Origin of the sequence: Morganella psychrotolerans (genome assembly GCF_001676155.1) — a bacterium.
GTDB classification, from domain to species: Bacteria; Pseudomonadota; Gammaproteobacteria; order Enterobacterales; family Enterobacteriaceae; genus Morganella; species Morganella psychrotolerans.
In genome coordinates this window covers 78967-97407 of the sequence record NZ_LZEW01000030.1, presented here as the reverse complement: position 1 = coordinate 97407, position 18441 = coordinate 78967, and the positions used below count along the sequence as shown (strand labels likewise).

The window sequence follows — 18441 nt, the reverse complement described above, 5'->3', positions numbered from 1 at the left end:
CGTATATTTACCATTTCACTCACAAGCAAACTAGGTATAAACCACTAAAACAAAATTAGCTCATCATCGATAGATAATGCTAAATATTTTTCTTTTAATACTTATTAACACGCAATTAAATGGAAAAAAAAACGATATATCTTGAAACAACTTACACTTTCTAAAATATCTATTGACACTTATAACTGCCAATTATTATTACACAGGATATAAATCCAAAGATTATCTTATTATTACGTAAAGAAATTATTCAACCCCGTCATCATGAGTTAATTACAAATGCTGTAATTATCAGAAAAGATCATAGAGAAAATTGAGAAATAAAATGATACATTTCGATAACATTTCGTCGTATTACAAGCCGCTATTGGTACTATTTTTCCTCTCCCTTTTTGCGATTACTAAACCAAATACAGGTTTATTTGCCAGTTTTACGGCATTATCGTCAACGTTTCTGATAAAAACTCGCATATTCATATTTATTTGCATTATTCTGTTTTGTGTCAGACATGACAATCATCAAAAAAAGTTTAAAATGAATATGATGAAAATATCAGTAAAAACAACCAGTAAAAACAATAAAGCCCAGCATAAAACCCCGGTAATTTTACAAATTTTGTTATTTATGATAGCCTAGATGACCTCGATTCAAAATACAGGGGCTTTTTTTTGGTTATTACAACATCATACTTTCCTATTCTTCCTATCCTGCCATCAGCTCACCACACAATACGGCGTTAGCTGTGCTATACCTGATCAACCGATATATTTAACAACATAAGTAAATACAAAAATGTCTACGTATTTATACTTATCACTTTAGTGTTAGATATCTCCTGTTACCGATTAATCCACTATTATAAATACAATCGTTGTGGATTTTGGTGAATAACCGTCACGTTAATCCACCCGGAACGGAGCAAAAGGATACAACGATGAGACGCAAGAAAACAAAACAAAAACCCTTAAATATCAATGACATTACCATCATTGATGATGGTAAATTAAAGAAAGCAATTACGGCCGCATCACTCGGTAACGCCATGGAATGGTTTGATTTCGGGGTTTACGGCTTCTTAGCCTATGTCCTGGGTCAGGTTTTTTTCCCGGCAGTATCACCCGGCGTCCAGATGATCGCCGCACTGGCTACCTTCTCCGTGCCTTTCCTGATACGTCCTCTCGGTGGTCTGTTTTTCGGTATTATGGGCGATAAGTTCGGTCGCCAGAAAGTCCTCTCCATCACCATCATTATTATGGCTGTCAGTACCTTCTGTATTGGTTTGATCCCGTCTTATGCCACTATCGGCATCTGGGCGCCGGTCTTATTATTACTGGCAAAACTGGCGCAGGGCTTTTCCGTCGGGGGTGAATATTCCGGTGCTGCTATCTTTGTCGCGGAATACTCTCCGGACAGAAAACGCGGATTTATGGGAAGCTGGCTGGATTTCGGCTCTATCGCAGGTTTCGTCTGTGGTGCGGGTGTTGTAGTTCTGCTTTCCAGTATTCTCGGAGAAGAGAGCTTCCATGAGTGGGGTTGGCGTATTCCGTTCTTCCTGGCGCTGCCACTGGGTGTGATCGGACTCTATCTGCGTCATGCTCTGGAAGAAACACCGGCGTTCCAGCAACATGTTGCTGATATGGAAAACGCAAACCCGGGTACCAGTGAAGATAAACCACGGGTTACTTTACGCGAAATTGCCTCAAAATACGGCAGAAGCCTGCTGGTGTGTGTCGGGCTGGTGATTGCCACCAACGTCACCTACTATATGCTGCTGACATATATGCCGAGCTATCTGTCTCATAACCTGAACTACAGCGCAGACCACGGCGTGCTGATTATTATCGCTATCATGGTTGGTATGTTGTTTGTACAACCCTTAATCGGGATGATGAGTGACCGCATCGGGCGTAAACCCTTTGTCCTTGCAGGCAGTATCGGATTATTTGTTCTGTCTGTGCCGGCCTTTATGTTGATTAACAGTGACGTTATCGGACTGATTTTCTTAGGATTATTAATCCTCGCTATCTTACTGAACTGTTTCACCGGCGTGATGGCCTCCATTTTACCGGCTATCTTCCCGACGAAAATCCGCTACAGCGCCCTGGCGATTTCATTCAATATCTCTGTTCTTATTGCAGGTGCCACACCAACCGCGGCAGCATGGCTGGTTGAAACCACACAGAATCTTTATATGCCTGCGTATTATCTGATGGTCGTTGCCGTCATCGGTCTGGCCACAGGTATTATAATGAAGGAAACGGCAAATAAACCGTTACGCGGAGCAACACCTGCCGCATCTGACCGGGCAGAAGCCAAAGAGATCCTGCTTGAGCATTACGATAATATTGAGCACAAAATTGAAGACATTGATGACGAAATTGAGACACTGCAAAAGCGCAGACAATCATTGATTGATCAACATCCTAAATTAGATTAGTTTTTCATTGCGGCCCGCCTCTTATGACGCGGGCTTTTTTATAATGCGAACAGGGGAAAGGCTATGACGGACTCAGTACCGGCTGTTGTCTGGCTGCGGCAGGATCTGCGACTGACAGACAATACGGCTCTGCACGCCGCCTGTCAGGCGCACCGCAACGTAACACTGGTGTTTACTGCCACACCGCAGCAATGGGAACAACATGCGATGTCCTCATCGCAGCAGGCGCTGATTATTTGTCAGCTGCGTGCGCTGAATATTGCCGCAGCCGCATTGGGTATCACCCTGCATGTTCAGCCGTGCAGTACCTATGCCGATGCCGCAGACTGGCTGGCACAATGGTGCCGGAAACACAAAACACCTGCCGTCTATGCCAATAACCAGTACGGACTGAATGAACAGCGCCGTGACCGGCGATTTGCCGCCATTCTGCCGGATACCTGCCGTTTTTATACCTTTGATGACAGTGTGCTGCTGCCTCCGGGTGGCGTGAGTACACAACAGGGCGGGATCTATAAAGTTTTTACGCCTTTCCGCCGCGCATTTCTTAACATACTGATGCAAACTCCAGTCCGCGTTCTGCCCGCACCAAAAGCACAAGGTGCGCCGGTGACACCGGCAGATACCGGATTGACCGCACAAGAGCATCCGCTTTTTCCGTCCGGTGAAGATGCAGCACTGCAACGGCTGGCTGATTTCTGTCAGCGGGATGCGGCTGACTACCGTGAGCAACGGGACTTTCCGGCACTCCGTGGCACCAGTCAGCTCTCGGCATATCTGGCAACCGGCATTATCTCTGTACGCCAGTGCCTGAGCACTCTCCGCCTGAATTTCCCGATGGTGACAGATGAACCTGAAAGTGGCGGTTATACCTGGCTGAGCGAACTTATCTGGCGTGAGTTTTATATCCACCAGTTGGCTCTGAATCCGGATCTGAGCCGCCACCGCCCTATGCAGCGCTGGACAGAGTCTATTATCTGGTCACCGGACAGTGACGCACTCACCGCCTGGCAACAGGGGAAAACCGGATTCCCGATTGTGGATGCGGCAATGCGTCAGCTGAATGAAACGGGCTGGATGCACAACCGCCTGCGGATGATCACCGCAAGCTTTCTGGTAAAAGATTTATTAATCGACTGGCGGCGCGGAGAGCACTATTTTATGTCGCGCTTAGTCGATGGTGAATTTGCCGCCAATAATGGTGGCTGGCAGTGGGCGGCATCAACAGGGCATGATTCTGTGCCGTATTTCCGGATTTTTAACCCGGTAACTCAGGGGAAACGCTTTGATCCTGACGGCAGTTTTATCCGCCGCTGGCTGCCGGAACTCGCCGCAGTCCCGGTAAAATATATTCATACACCGCATGAATGGGCTGACAAAAATCAGTATGCGCTTAACTACCCACATCCGATGGTTGATCACAGTATGGCGCGGATCAGAGCTATTGAAGCCTACGAAACGGCCCGCCACACTGCAATAAAAGATGACGGGCGGTAATTACCTATTTATGTGCCTGCCGCCGCACAGAACGGTAGGTCAGCAAGTGTTCCAGATCGTAATAACGGGCTTTGTTCAGTACTGTGGTATGAGACATTCCGATTTCACGTGACACTTTGCGGGCCGAGCCGTAACGGCGCAGGTAATCTTCCAGCAGATTCTTTTCCTGCCGGGCAATAGACTCTTTCAGGCTGTATTCCTCCTGCGGTGAATCTTGCGCGGATATACTCTCAGCCCGGTTTACCGGCTGTTGGCGCACAGGTGCAGCCATCACGTCTTCATGAGGCAGCCATAAGTCTTTGACGGTAATTTCTGCCCCGGATGCCAGATGAATAGCCCGCAGGATAACATTCTGTAATTCGCGGACATTTCCCGGCCATGAATACGCCATCAGCTGATGATAGGCATCCTGAGACAAACTGAGCCGCTTATTCAGTTCCTCCGTATATTTACTGATAAAACGCTGTAATAACAGTGGGATATCATTTTTTCGTTCTTTCAGCGGCGGGATATTTATCGGGATCACGTTAATCCGGTAATAGAGATCTTCACGGAACGATTTATTCTCAATCATCTCTTCCAGGTTCCGGTTCGTCGCCACGATAATCCGCACATCCACAGGCACCTCTTTGTGCCCGCCGACCCGGCGGATCACGCCCTCCTGCAATACACGCAGTAATTTACTTTGCAGGATAAGAGAAAGCTCGCCGAATTCATCCAGAAAAACAGTACCGTGATTGGCGGATTCAAATAATCCCATTTTCCCGCCTTTACTTGCTCCGCTGAAGGCACCGCCTTCATAGCCGAACAGCTCACTTTCAATCAGATTTTCCGGCAGTGCCGCACAGTTTATCGGCGCAAACGGATGACCATTACGGTCACTGGCATTGTGAATTGCGCGGGCAAACAGTTCTTTACCGGTTCCGGTTTCACCCCGGATCAGCACCGTGTACGGGCTTATTGATATTTTCTTAGCAAAATCAATCAGATTGATCATGATTTCACTTTCACAGATAATATCGTCAAAACTGAATGGCAGGCTTTTATTTACCGATGATGCCATCTGCTGAACAGAGCGCAGGCTTTTAAAGGTAATCACCGCGCCCATCACCTGAGATTCTTCACTGAGAATAGGTCGTCCCGAACAAATATAGTAAAGCTCACCTTTTGCTGTGCCGGTGACCATCTGATAGTGATCAAAACTGTTACCACCAAGAAGCTTGGTGATAACTTCCTGATTTTTAGTGCTGAGAATTTTACTGATATTTATCCCGACAATATTTTCTCTTGATACAGAGAAAAATTCTTCAGCGACTTTATTAAAGTAACTGATATTGCCCTGATTGTTGATCCCGATGATGCCGTCAGTGGTGGATTCAAGTATCGCCTGAAGCTCTTTTTCTTTGCGTTCGTAGGGTTGCAGTTTAGAGCGGGTGATGCTGATAACATCAGGATTAAGAAGGAGTTTACTCAGCAGGAGTTTGACGTCGCGCTCACATTCCGCATTGAATTTGACATAAATTTTGCATGGAAATACTTCCATGGAATTAATGCTGATTTCAGACACGGAAAACTCATTGATGACTTCTTCCACCATGGCGACGCGGTCAATGGTATTAATCAACCATCTATATGCAGACATGTGTTTAGCCACTCCCGGTTAGTGGTATGTAGTGCTTAAACTTTTGTCCACTCACCAGAGTTAACCCGAAAGATACAGACCCGGTGCAGTAAACAAAGTGTGAAATAAAAACAAAATAAAACGGAATGAAAAAACCGTACGATAAGCATGCTCATCATACGTGGTATAATTATTATTTTAGGTGTTATTACTTCGCTTACTATAAACAAAATCCACTGAACTGTATCCGGCAGATATCTCAATTCTATGAAAAAATCACATGCAATACCTGAGCGGCCTCACAAAGTAGTAACGTGGGAAATAATTGGAAGCATGGTGATTATCAACAGCCGGACATATCGGTTCAGGAAAAAATTTAAAAAGAGATCTGGATCACTCTTCGTTTTTGGGGCTATAATGTGACGCACGTCTGATTTTACCCCGCAATGTAATTAACTCTTCTGTCAGGTCTATCAGAAAGTGGCAACTCACTGTCAACTTTCGTTCCACTTTGTCACTATTTCTTACAGTTAACTTTCCACTTCTTTCCTGCTGACATCATCTAACTTATGCGTTAAAGTTATTTATTCATTTTAATTCAATATGTTATAAAAATTCCTCCGGAGTTGGCACGCATGTTGCTTTTATTACTGCAACAACACATGTTGGCAAAATAAAAAAATTTTATCCTGGAGGATATATGCACGATTATTCGAATAAAGGTTATGACACTAAGATTGTTCACGCTGGTCAGCAACCTGATCCACTGACAGGTGCGTTATCAACCCCAATCTATCAGACCTCTACATTCGTTTTTGACAGCGCAGAGCAAGGGGCAGCACGTTTCGCATTAGAAGAAGAAGGTTATATCTACTCCCGTTTAGGTAACCCGACTAACGCAGCATTAGAAGAAAAAAATGCGTGTTCTGGAAAACGGCGAAGCCGCTCTGGTAACAGCATCCGGTATCTCTGCAATCTCCACCACTATTCTGACCATGTGCGGTCAGGGCGACCACATCGTTGCTTCTGACACTCTGTATGGTTGTACTTATGCACTGCTGTCTCACTCTCTGCCTAAGTTCGGTATCGAAGTAACATTCGTTCGTGCTGATAATCCGGAAAACATCAAAGCAGCAATGAAACCAAACACCAAAATGGTGTATGTCGAAACGCCTGCTAACCCGACTCTGGCAATGATCGACCTCGAAGCTGCTGCAAATGTTGCTCACGAAGGCGGCGCTATGCTGGTTGTGGATAACACCTTTATGTCTCCGTACTGCCAGCGTCCGCTGGAATTAGGTGCAGACATCGTGGTTCACAGTGTCACTAAATACATCAATGGTCACGGCGACGTTATCGGTGGTGTGATTGTCGGTCCTGCTGACTTCCTGGTTCCTGCCCGTCTGGTGGGTGTTAAAGACATCACCGGTGGCGTCATGAGCCCGTTCAACGCATGGTTAACTCTGCGTGGTCTGAAAACGCTGCATGTGCGCATGGAACGTCACTGCTCTAACGCAATGAAAGTTGCTGAATACTTAGAAACTAACCCGAACATCACATCTGTATTCTATCCGGGCCTCCCATCTCACCCGCAGCACGAATTAGCGAAAAAACAGATGAGCGGCTTCGGCGGTATGATCAGCTTTGAAATCAAAGGTGGTATTGAAGCCGGCCGTAAAGTAATGAATTCCGTTGAATTATGTCTGCTGGCAGTAAGCCTCGGCGATACTGAAACCCTGATCCAACACCCTGCTTCAATGACTCACTCACCGATCCCGGCTGAAGAGCGTCTGAAAGCAGGTATCACTGACGGCCTGATTCGTATCTCCGTCGGTCTGGAAACAGCTGAAGACATCATTGCCGACCTGGAACAAGCCATCGCGAAAGCGGTTGCTTAAGACCTGAGTGAAAAATTAAGTCATCAGTAATGTACTCACCCCGTCGTGTTGAATAACGCAGCGGGATGAGTACACGGAGCACGCGGAAAAATTCACGGGAGCCACTCTGAATTCATCTGCGTGCTCTTTAAGTATCTGAAAAATACTTTTAGCAGTAATAACAAAAGAATAAAGCTGTGCTGACATTTTTTAAAAACCATAATCACAATAAATTATAATGAAAACTAAGGGGGCTTAGTATGGCGGACATGACCTCAACCGAGAATCCCGCGAAAGCGCTGGGCAAAATACCGTTTACAATGTATGACGCCGGATGGGTGGTACTTTGTATTGGTATGGCGATTGGTGCAGGTACGGTTGTAATGCCAATCCAGATTGGCTTAAAAGGTATTTGGGTATTTATTTTAGCGTTCATGATTGCGTATCCGGCAACTTATATGTTGCAGAAGTTATATATGAATACGCTGTCTGAAAGTGAAGAGTGTGAAGACTACACAAACATTATTACACAGTATCTCGGCAGTAACTGGGGTGTCGCACTGGGGATTATTTACTTCCTGATGCTTATCCACGGTATATTTATTTATTCCCTTTCCGTTATTTTCGACAGTGCCTCTTACCTCCATACTTTCGGCGTTACAGAAGGTGTTCTCTCTGATTCACTGATATATCGCGTCGTTGTCTTTTCCGCGCTGATTTTCGTTGCGTCAAAGGGTGAGAAACTGCTGTTCAAAATCTCCGGACCGATGGTTATCATTAAGGTCGGTATCATTATCTCCCTGGGTCTGGTGATGATCCCTCACTGGGATTTCAATAATATCACTGCATTTCCGGCGTTAGGTGATTTTACCCGCGACGTACTGTTAACTGTCCCGTTTGCTTTCTTCTCTGCGGTTTTTGTTCAGATTCTGAACCCGATGAATATCGCGTACCGTAAACTGGAATCTGACAAACGTGTGGCGACCTACCGTGCTATCCGCGCTCACCGCGTGGCATACATCACACTGGTCACCATTATCCTGTTCTTCTCATTCTCTTTTACATTCTCTATCAGTCATGAACAGGCTGTATCAGCGTTTGAACAGAACATCTCTGCACTGGCAATTGCCGCTCAGGTTATTCCCGGCGCAGTAGTCAGCGTGATGACAACAGTACTGAATATTTTTGCAGTTCTGACCGCGTTCTTCGGTATCTATCTTGGCTTCCAGGAATCGGTAAAAGGTCTTGCTGTTAACCTGCTCTCCCGCTTCATGGACAAAGAGAAAATTAACTACACCGTGTTAAACATCGTTATTTCTGTCTTTATTGTTGCATTACTGACAGCGTGGGTGTCTACCGGTTTCTCTGTCGTTGTGTTCTTCCAGATTGGTAGTCCGTTATATGCCATCGTGTCCTGCTTAATCCCTGTTTATCTGGTATTCCGTGTTGCGAAACTGAAAAAATTCAAAGACTGGAAAGCCTGGTGTGTTATGGGATTCGGTATCCTGCTGCTCATTGCGCCATTCTTTAAATACCTTGAGTAACCGGACTGAATAAAAACAGAACAACGTAAAAACCACACACACAAAACCGGTATCTGATACCGGTTTTGTGACGTTAAAAAACTCAGCACTGCTATATGAATAACGAACCTCTGTCCTTCTGACCCTGTTATTAAATTTCTTCACCGGTCAGCATATTGCGGGAGATTATATCTCCCGCTTTTTGCCGGACAAAAGAACGGTGCCGGTTACCTTTGAGCTCATCTATTTTCTGCGTATAATTCTGCGCATAAAAAATACGGTCAAATAATCAGCAGATCATCCCTGCTATTCTGTTTATGATGTAAAAATTAAAATAAGTAATAATTAAAAATCACGGGGTGAAATTATACTATCCGCGATAAGGCTCATGCGGATTTCCTGTATATCACCCTCCCCCTCTTCATAGGCAGGCAGTTCGAATCCTGCGTAAGACTCATTCATTTCTTCAAAGAAACGCCCGGGGGTTATTTTAAACGCCAGACTGACACGTAATAGCGTATCGACATCAATGCGATTAACACCCCGCTCATAACGGGACAGCTGCTGCTGACTAATCCCTATTCTGTGCGCCAGTTGTTTTGTTGTTAAGCCCGCGTTGCTCCGGTATTGCCTGATAACTTGTCCGATAGCTTCGGATACCGCATATTTTTTTTATCATTGATCAATAACCCTATACAGACCATCACTAAAATTCCTTTTTTTAGTTTACGGATCATAGAATAAACACTTAAATCTATAAGTAGTTTATCGTAGATAGGGGCATTTTTGAAAAACCAAAGGATCTGCTGTTTGTGAGTAAAATGCGGGGCGGGCATGACTGAATGTAACGGTATATTTCACCTTAAAAATCATGATGTAAGAATGTAATAACTCAAAATATAAATCGATTAAAAGTGCAATGAATTAGTACATTAGGTGTTATATGCCAAATAATAAGAAAATAAATGTGCTTTGACTTAAATGCAGTCTAAATACCGAGTTTTTACAGGATGTAAAAAGATGTGTTCGCCCTGTGACCCTTGTTTTTAGAACAATACCCCATCCAATAATCATAATTAGATGAGTAAACAAAAGTTAATAAATTAAATTATTGTAAATATTTCGTATGAAAAATTAACTTATCTGCACTTTTGTTAATAAGCACAAAAAACAGACAAAAAACCCGGCCGCAGCCGGGTGATGTAATGACAAGAATATACAGTCAGGCTCCGCTATTGCAGGCGCTCAATAACCATCGAAATTCCCTGTCCGCCACCGATACACAGCGTCGCCAGCCCCAGCGTCTTATTCTGAGCCTGTAATGCATGCAGCAGCGTGACCAGAACCCGGGCACCACTTGCCCCGATTGGATGACCCAACGCAATAGCACCGCCGTTAATATTCACTTTCTCCGGATCAAAACCAAGCTCGCGTCCGACAGCAAGGAACTGCGCAGCAAAGGCCTCATTCGCTTCAATCAAATCAATATCACTGAGCGACAAACCTGTTTTTTCCAGAACTTTCCGCGTTGCCGGTACCGGACCCAGTCCCATCAGTGCCGGTGCAACACCACCGGATGCATAGCCACGAACCCTGGCAAGCGGAACTAACCCGAGAGATTTAGCCCGGTTTTCTGTCATCAGCATCAGTGCCGCAGCACCGTCATTGATACCGGATGCATTACCGGCTGTCACGGTTCCTTCGTTATCAAATGCCGGACGTAATTTCATCAGCCCTTCCGCCGTTGAACCGGCTTTCGGGAATTCATCGGTATCGACAATCACATCACCTTTACGGCCTTTAATTGTGACCGGCACAATCTCTGCTTTGAATGCACCGCGTGTAATAGCGCTTTCCGCTTTCAATTGGGATGCCAGCGCAATGGCATCCTGATCTTCACGGCTGAGATGATACGCTTTTGCTATGTTTTCTGCGGTAACCCCCATGTGATAGCCATGGATGGAACACATCAAACCATCTTTCAGCAATGAATCCTGAACCACGCCGTCGCCCAGACGTAAGCCTTTACGCGCGCGGCTGTCCAGAAGGTAAGGTGCCTGACTCATATTTTCCGTTCCGCCGGCAATAATGATATCCGCATCCCCGTTACTGATAGCCTGAACACCCAGGGCGACACTTTTAAGCCCGGAACCACACAGTTTATTAACGGTATAAGAACATACTTCATCCGGAATGCCGCTGTTTATCTGTATCTGCCGCGCAGGATTCTGCCCTGTGCCTGCCTGTAGCACATTGCCCATAATGACTTCATCAACAAGACCCGGCTCAAGCTCTGTTTTTCTCAGTAATGCACCCACAACGGTGGTGCCGAGTTCCACAGCACTGACATCCGCCAGAGCGCCATTAAAACTGCCGATAGCGGTACGTAATGCGCCGACAATAACGATATTATTCATTTTCTTTCCTTATCCTTTTGTTATTAAAGAAAAACAAGACCAATGATAAAAATCGGACAAGAGAAGAGCAGTGCCGTGATGCAATACCCCATAATGTCCCGGACGCCCAGACCGGCGATTGCCAGTGCCGGCAGCGCCCAGAATGGCTGAACCATGTTCATCCACTGTTCACCGTAGGCGATGGCCATAACTGATTTACCAAGATCAGCGCCCAGAGCCTGTGCCGCAGGCATGACAAACGGACCCTGAATAACCCAGTGTCCGCCACCGGACGGCACGGCAAAGTTAATCAGTGCGGAACTGAAGAAGGTCATCAGCGGGAAAGAATCTTTATCTGCAACATTGATAAAGAACTCAGTGATAAGGCCGCCTAATCCGGAGCCTTCCATCATGAGCTGAATACCGGCATAGAACGGAAACTGCACCAGGATTCCGGCGGTACTTTTTGTCGCGGAACTGACCGCGCGCATGTAGGCCATCGGGGTTTTGTGCAGCAGCAGACCGGTCAGGAGGAACAGCATGTTGACGGTGTTAATGGTGATATTGAAACCATTCTTAATGAAATACATCGCGAGGAAACTAAATCCGAGCAGGCAGATAATCCATGTGATAATCCGGCTCTCCTCCATACGCTCTGATACAGGAGCATCTTTCGGCAACTTTTTCTGGAAATCCGGCTCTTCTTCCAGTAATGCCGGGTCAACCGTCACCACATCCCCTTTACCCGGCATCATCAGACGGGTAACGAAAGGCAAAATAGCGATCAGCGACAAAGTAATAAAAATATTGTAGCGGGTGAAAATAGTGTCACTGACAGGGATAAGCCCGGCGATATGCTCAACCGGATTACCCGGTGTTGCCGCCAGTAACGGCATGGAGCCGGAAAAACCGCCGCCCCATGTCATAAACCCGATATAGGCGCAGGCGATCAGCAGCGGATAGTCAGAGCCACGAACACGGCGTGCCACTTCACGCGCAAACATGGCACCGACAACCAATCCGAAACCCCAGTTAATCACACTGGCGATCGCACCGAAAAAGGTGACTAACATCACCCCCTGAACGGGGGTTTTTGCCAGTGACGCGGTCATCCGTAAAATACGTTTAACCGGCGGAGAGCTTGCCAGGGCATGACCGGTAACGATGATCAATGCCATCTGCATACCAAACGCCAGCAGATTCCAGAATCCGTTCCCCCACATATTCACCAGATCCATCGGCGTACTTGGTGTCAGTGAAAGTGCGATGATAAATGTCAGCATCGTGAGCAGCATTGCAAAGATCAACGGATCCGGCAGATAACGGCTCACCACACGGGTCATCACACGGGAGATACTTCGGATCATACAACCCCCTCAGTAACACCTGACGGCATCTCACAGAGATCCGGCGAAACAATAAATTGCGCGCCTGTTTTCTCACGGATAGTGTCAATATCCACACCGGGCGCAAACTCACACAACACCATCTGTTTATTTTCAAAACGAAATAACGCCAGTTCAGTCACCAGCACATCGACCGCATCCACAGCGGTCAGCGGCATCGTACAATCAGATAAAATCTTGGCTGTACCATCTTTTGCACAGTGCTCCATCGCGATAATAACTTTGCGTGCGCCGGTCACGAGATCCATCGCGCCGCCCATGCCCGGCACCATCTTGCCCGGCACAACCCAGTTCGCGAGATTCGCATGCTGATCCACCTGTAAGCCGCCCAGCACACTCGCATCCACATGACCGCCCCGGATCAGCGCAAAGGAGAACGCACTGTCAAACATCGCCGCACCCGGCAAAATACCGCAGGGCTGTCCGCCCGCATTGACCAGATTTTTGTGCGGTGTTGTCACCGGACCCAGCCCCAGAAAACCATTTTCCGATTGCAGCGTAATATACACACCTTCCGGTAAATAGTTCGCGACCTGCGTCGGCAGACCAATCCCGAGATTAACAACATCCCCGTCATTCAGTTCCAGCGCCACACGGCGGGCAATCAATTCTTTTGCATTCATCATTGTTTTCCTTATTCCACAATCAGCCAGTCAATAATCGCCCCTGGTGTGGCGACACAATCCGGGTCAATATCACCGACAGCGACCATTTCATCCGGCTCCGCGATAGTGATATCCGCAGCCAGCGCCATCAGTGGGTTAAAATTGCGGGAGCTGAGTTCATAGGTGAGGTTGCCGAGAGCATCGGCTTTGTGAGCCTGAATAAGCGCCAGATCGGCGCGCAGAGGAAGTTCGAGAAGATAATCACGGCCATCGAGGGTTATTTTTTGTTTTCCCTCTTCAACAATGGTGCCGACCCCGGTGGGTGTTAAAAACCCGCCCAGCCCGGCACCACCGCAGCGGATTTGCTCCGCCAGTGTGCCCTGAGGAACAAGCTGAACCTCCATTTCACCGGCAATCATGCGGCGTCCGGTTTCCGGGTTGGTTCCGATATGAGATGCAATGACTTTTTTCACCCGTCCGTTCACCACCAGCGGACCTAAGCCGGTATCAACAAACGCGGTATCATTCGCAATAATCGTTAAATCTTTTACGCCGGATTCTAATAATTCGGTAATTAAGCGCGGTGGTGTTCCTATACCCATAAAACCACCGACCATAATGGTCATTCCGTCATGAAAAAACTCACCGGCTTTCTTTATTGTTATTTGTTTATTTTTCATTTTCCTTCCCTTTGAAATAAAATATTCTCAGAAAGGTAATAGCAAGTGGCATGCCAATAATAATGTCGTTTTTTTTGTTATACCAACACAACAATAATGCATTGATATATATTGATAATTAAATTAAATGATAAATTAATTAACAAACCATATAAATAGATACATAAAATAAAGGTGCAATAAAATGCACAGTGTGCAAAATTATTCATAGCAAAAACAAAAAAGCACGGGATATATGATTTATATCTCCGTGCTTTTTTATAATTATATTTTATATTATTCGATATTGTATTCTTGTAATTTATACATTAATGCCCGGCGACTGATCCCTAATGCAGATGCGGTATGTGTCTTATTATTTTGATATTCTGCCAGCGCCGAAATAATCAGCTCTTTTTCATAGGCTTTGATGTTTTCTTTTAAATTCAGCCCCGGCTCCTGCATGACCGGCAGCAATGGTGTCACCTGACTTCTCACCTGTGACAACAGTTGTTCCGGCAGGTCTTCCGGGAAAATAACAAAACCGGTGCTCATAATAACCGCCCGCTCAATCACATTAGAAATTTCCCGCACATTCCCGGGCCACGGATACCCCGTCAGCAGTGCCAGTGTTTCCGGCGCCAGCTCAATAATGTCCCGGTTGTTCTCCTGACTGAATTTCTGTAAGAAATGGGAAGCCAGTAAACCGATATCCTCCGGGCGCTCACGCAGGGGCGGTAAATTTAAATGGATAACATTCAGACGGTAGAAAAGATCCCGCCGGAAATGCCCTTCCCGCACGCGTTCATCCATATCCCGGTTTGTTGCGGCGACAATGCGGAGATCCACGCGGATAGTGTTACTGCCGCCTACCCGCTCAAATTCCTTTTCCTGTACCACCCGCAGTAATTTTACCTGCAAATCTGATGGCATCTCGCCGACTTCATCAAGTAACAATGTGCCGCCGCTTGCCCGTTCAAACAGTCCCTGCCGCTGAACCTGAGCGCCGGTAAATGCCCCTTTTTCATGGCCGAATAATTCACTTTCCAGCAAAGAACCGGGCAATGCCCCGCAATTTACTTTAATAAAGGGTCCGCCTGCCCGTTCGCTGTTGTAATGAATCGCCCGCGCCACCACTTCTTTGCCTGTCCCGCTTTCCCCTGTAATTAATACACTGGCCTGGCTGCGGGACACTTTGGCGATATCGCGGCAAATCTCCATCATTTTCGGGTTGCGGGTCAGCATTCTTCCCCATTGATAGCTGGCACTCAGCTCACGGTGCAGCAGGTTAATTTCCTGTTTCATCTCCTGTAATTGCAACGCGCGGGAGATAAGCAGTTTAAGCTCCGTTAAATCAAAGGGTTTTATCACATAATCAAATGCGCCCAGACGCAGCGCCTCTACGGCGGTTTCCACCGCCGCGTAAGCTGTCATCAGGATCACAGGAATACCTGAGTTAATGTCCCGCATTTGCTGGAGAGCCTCAATGCCATCCAGTTTCGGCATACGGATATCCATCAGCACCACATCAGGCTGTTCTTGTTTAAAACACGCCACAGCAGCTTCGCCGTCTCCGGCGGTCAGTATGTCGTGCCCGTCAATCCGGAAAGCCGTCTGTAGCATCTGACTCAGGTTTTTTTCATCATCAACAATCAGAATACGGTAAGATTTAGTTGTTATCATTGTACTTACTCTGCGTTACCGGCAACATTATTGTGAACGTTGTGCCATGATGTTCCTGACTTTTCAGAAAGATATCCCCGCCATGGCCTGTAATAATCCGCTGACTGATAGCCAGTCCCAGCCCCGTTCCGGATGCTTTTGTGGTAAAAAACGGATCAAATATTTTTTTTCTGTAATTCCGGTCTGATGCCGCACCCGTTATCACGGATAACCACCATGACCCGGTTATCTTCACTGTAATGCGTCGAAATAAACATCTCACCCCGCGCAGGAATGGACTGGACAGCATTAATAATAATATTGAGTAATACCTGTCTGAGCAGCTCACTGTTTGCTTCAATCAGCGGCAGCGTTTCATCCGGTTCATAATGGAAAGAGACTCTCGCTTCGATACCTTTGGTCTTTACCAGCACCAGGGCTTCCTCAATCAGCCGGTTTATACTGACCGGACGGAAGATTTCTGTCTGCGGACGGGAGAAATCCAGCAACTGGCGGATAATGCGGTCGATTGAATCCACTTCTTTCAGAACAATATCGATATAACTCAGCTTATCCGGATGATTTTCCAGCTCTTTGAGGATCTGCACGAACCCGCTGATCGCCGTAAGAGGATTGCGGACCTCATGCGCTACACCTGCCATCATCTCACCCAGCGTGGCGAGTTTTTCTGCCTGCTGCATCCGTCGCTGTACTTCTTTTTGCGCAGTGAGATCTTTAAATATCACCAGCGCACCGATAAGCTCCCCGGCCGCATTACGGATCTGGCTGGTACTGACGTTAATCTGAATCATGCGATCTTTTGCCGGGTACTCAATTTCCAGACTGACGTGCTCAATACCCTGGTTGAGGGTATCCAGCACCGGGCTGGAAAAATCGCGTCCGGAAAAGATATCACCATAATATTTGCCGTACATATCCCGTTGCAGATAGCCGGTAATCTCTTCCGCCGCCGGGTTTATCATCGTCACACAGCCATTAATATCCACGGCAATTACCCCGTCTGCCGCACTCTCAATAATTAATTCATTCAGCGTTTTCATTTCCCGCAGTGCCTGCGCTAATGTATTCACACTGTCACTGATTTCGCCCATTTCACCTTTCATCATGGGCAGATGAATATTGAGATTACGGGAAAGGTCACTCAACCCATTTTTAATCGCATGAATATCCCGGCTGAAATGGCGGGAAAACCAGATAATAATCAGCAGGCTGAAAACAATTCCGAGTGAAATCACGGAAAGGATTTTGACATCCATCGCCAGCGCCTGGCGGTCGATATCATCAGTCAGTTCATTCGCCCACACATAGCCGATAACCTTTCCGTCGCGTTTTATCGGGATCATGGCGTTCATAATATTGCCGCGAACCTGGCTTCCCCAGCCAATTTCCGGCTCTCCTGTTGCCAGCACCCTTTTTCCCGGGTGTTCATCGGTGATCGTGGTGCCGATTTTGTTGCCGTAAAGTGCGCGCGGAGAGTAAGTCACTATACCGTCCAGCTCACGGTGGTAATACCCGGCACCAACACCCGGGAATGTCGCGGTAATCACTTCAGCTTCCGGATACAATTTTTCGCTGATTAATGCCAGCCGCTGCTCACGGGGCAGCGATGCGCCCAGTTCATACTCTTTATCCAGCGTTTTCTCCAGCAATCGCGCCACAGAGTAAAGTTTGTTGCGCTTTTCCTGCAACAGCGCAGCGCGCCCCTCCGTTTCAACAAAATAGCCGATAATCAATGTCGGGACAGTCACCAATATAATGGCCATCAGGATTAATTTGTCCCGCAGGCTGAACGGACAGTATTTATGCAACACGGCAGGCCCATTTAGAAAGAAGATCGACGATTTATCATAACCAAGTGGTTAAAAAATATCTTTGCGAGCGGTCATACTTCCGTAATATCAATAAAAACAATAAGATATTAGAAATATCAATACATTGAACACATTATGATAATCCGCTGATAAGACACAAAATGAGGTGATTAAACCGGAAAAACCGGTCGGCGGGGGGAGACAAAAAATAGGGAGAAGAGAAAGAACAGTGGCAGGAGATACACATCCCGCCACCGGATAACACAAGGAAATTACTTCACAAACTCACTGGCTTCGCGGGCAAGTCTGCCGATTTCCGCCCAGTTTTTTGCTTTAATCAGTGATGCGGGCACCATCCAGGAGCCACCGCACGCCACAATCTGCGGGATAGCCAGATAGTCGCGGATATTATTCAGCCCGATACCGCCGGTAGGCATTACCTGCAACTGATGATACGGCGCCAGCATGGCTTTGATCATCGGGATACCACCTGACGGCTCCGCCGGGAAGAATTTCACAAAATTAATACCCAGTTCCAGCGCCTGTTCAACAGCGCTCGGGTTATTAATGCCCGGAACAATCAGGATATCCATCTGCTGACATGCCTGCACAGTATTCGGGTTCAGTCCCGGAGAGACAACAAACTGCGCACCGGCAGCTTTTGCCTGGCGCACCTGCTCGCGATTGATCACTGTCCCTGCGCCCACCAGCATATCCGGGCGTGCTTCGCGCAGCAGTTTTATGGCTTCTGCCGCACACTCTGTACGGAAGGTAATTTCTGCCACCGGCAGACCATTATCTGCCAGTGCATGACCCAGCGGAATAATATCTTCAGCCTGTTCAACCGCGATAACCGGTACAATTTTCAGCTGACGGAAACGGGCTATCATTGCCTGTAATTCGGACATCATATTCTCCTGCTTCT

At 46.8% G+C, this 18441-nt stretch carries 11 protein-coding genes and 2 pseudogenes; 4 read left to right on the top strand and 9 right to left on the bottom strand.

The features are described from left to right. The first annotated feature begins 935 nt into the window (after positions 1–935). Together proP and phrB are read left to right on the top strand one after the other, a co-directional pair. The gene (gene proP, locus AYY16_RS15510; protein WP_067368607.1) at positions 936–2438 is read left to right on the top strand and encodes a glycine betaine/L-proline transporter ProP; all 1503 of its coding nucleotides are present in this window, start codon (positions 936–938) and stop codon (positions 2436–2438) included. Positions 2439–2501: 63 nt separating this feature from the next. Continuing rightward, entirely contained in the window at positions 2502–3935 is a 1434-nt protein-coding gene (gene phrB / locus AYY16_RS15505) for a deoxyribodipyrimidine photo-lyase (protein ID WP_067368604.1), read from the top strand. 4 nt (positions 3936–3939) lie between these two features. On the opposite strand, the gene AYY16_RS15500 is transcribed toward phrB, so the two are convergent. Continuing rightward, positions 3940–5577, bottom strand: coding sequence for a sigma-54 interaction domain-containing protein (locus AYY16_RS15500; RefSeq protein ID WP_067368599.1), 1638 nt, complete (start codon positions 5575–5577; stop codon positions 3940–3942). Between the two features lie 679 nt (positions 5578–6256). On the opposite strand from AYY16_RS15500, the pseudogene megL reads away from it, so the two are divergent. Together megL and AYY16_RS15490 are read left to right on the top strand one after the other, a co-directional pair. Next, positions 6257–7454: pseudogene (gene megL, locus AYY16_RS15495) on the top strand (methionine gamma-lyase). Positions 7455–7693: 239 nt separating this feature from the next. After that, entirely contained in the window at positions 7694–8977 is a 1284-nt protein-coding gene (locus AYY16_RS15490; protein WP_067368596.1) for an SLC5/6 family protein, read from the top strand. 324 nt (positions 8978–9301) lie between these two features. Here the strand turns inward: AYY16_RS15490 and AYY16_RS15485 are convergent, their stop codons facing one another. The 8 genes and pseudogenes from AYY16_RS15485 to AYY16_RS15445 form a co-directional block, all read right to left on the bottom strand. Further along, positions 9302–9592, bottom strand: a complete 291-nt coding sequence (locus tag AYY16_RS15485) for a helix-turn-helix domain-containing protein (RefSeq protein WP_328585677.1) — start codon at positions 9590–9592, stop codon at positions 9302–9304. 596 nt (positions 9593–10188) lie between these two features. Beyond that, entirely contained in the window at positions 10189–11373 is a 1185-nt protein-coding gene (locus AYY16_RS15475) for an acetyl-CoA C-acetyltransferase (protein ID WP_067368588.1), read from the bottom strand. Between the two features lie 23 nt (positions 11374–11396). After that, a complete protein-coding gene (locus AYY16_RS15470) occupies positions 11397–12719 on the bottom strand; it encodes a TIGR00366 family protein (RefSeq protein WP_067368585.1) in 1323 nt (440 codons plus the stop codon). Further along, entirely contained in the window at positions 12716–13381 is a 666-nt protein-coding gene (locus tag AYY16_RS15465; RefSeq protein WP_067368582.1) for a 3-oxoacid CoA-transferase subunit B, read from the bottom strand. Before AYY16_RS15465 ends, AYY16_RS15470 begins: the two co-directional genes overlap by 4 nt. A gap of 11 nt (positions 13382–13392) precedes the next feature. Beyond that, complete coding sequence (gene atoD / locus AYY16_RS15460; RefSeq protein ID WP_067368579.1) at positions 13393–14043, bottom strand: acetate CoA-transferase subunit alpha; 651 nt, start codon at positions 14041–14043, stop codon at positions 13393–13395. Positions 14044–14319: 276 nt separating this feature from the next. After that, on the bottom strand, positions 14320–15705 hold the full coding sequence (gene atoC, locus AYY16_RS15455) for an acetoacetate metabolism transcriptional regulator AtoC (protein ID WP_067368577.1): 1386 nt from the start codon (positions 15703–15705) through the stop codon (positions 14320–14322). After that, positions 15692–17468 (bottom strand): annotated as a pseudogene (gene atoS / locus AYY16_RS15450) (two-component system sensor histidine kinase AtoS). The gene atoC and the pseudogene atoS overlap by 14 nt, the downstream one beginning before the upstream one ends. A gap of 320 nt (positions 17469–17788) precedes the next feature. Then, positions 17789–18424 carry a bifunctional 4-hydroxy-2-oxoglutarate aldolase/2-dehydro-3-deoxy-phosphogluconate aldolase gene (locus AYY16_RS15445; protein WP_067368573.1) on the bottom strand — a complete coding sequence of 212 codons (636 nt, stop codon included), beginning with the start codon at positions 18422–18424 and terminating at the stop codon, positions 17789–17791. Positions 18425–18441 lie beyond the last annotated feature (17 nt).